General features: G+C 73.5%; 1 protein-coding gene. It reads left to right on the top strand.

The window, feature by feature from the left end; genetic code table 11:
* The coding region (locus ACQG3P_RS18890) for an MFS transporter (protein ID WP_426805889.1) at nucleotides 1-446 on the top strand (446 nt) is incomplete at both ends.

Here is a 446-nt window from a genome sequence, read left to right as displayed (position 1 = left end):
TCCAGGAGCAGGTCACGATCCACGGGCATGCGCCGCGCCTGGGGGAGCTGTGGAAGAGCCCGTCCCTGGCCAACACGCAGGAGCAGCGCGCGCGGGGCGGCCGCGCGGCGGTCTCCAAGTGCGTCATCGCGCGCCCGCTCGGCGCCGGCGTCGTCGGCCACGTCGGCGACCGGGTCGGGCGCAAGGCGACCCTGGTCGCATCGCTGCTGACGATGGGCATCGCGACCTTCCTCATCGGCTGCCTGCCGACCTACGACGACATCGGGTGGTGGGCGGCCCTGCTGCTGCTCTTCCTCCGTCTCGCGCAGGGCTTCGCGCTCGGCGGCGAGTGGTCGGGCGCGGCGCTCGTCGCGACCGAGAACGCTCCGGCCGGCAAGCGCGCCTGGTACGGCACGTTCCCGCAGCTCGGCGCCCCCCTCGGGTTCATCATCGCGAACTCGGTGTTC

The organism is Stenotrophomonas sp. SrG, from assembly GCF_050031795.1.
Taxonomy (GTDB): Bacteria; Pseudomonadota; Gammaproteobacteria; order Xanthomonadales; family Xanthomonadaceae; genus Stenotrophomonas; species Stenotrophomonas rhizophila_A.
The sequence above is the reverse complement of the archived record's forward strand: the minus strand, read 5'-3'. Positions and strand labels throughout refer to the sequence as shown.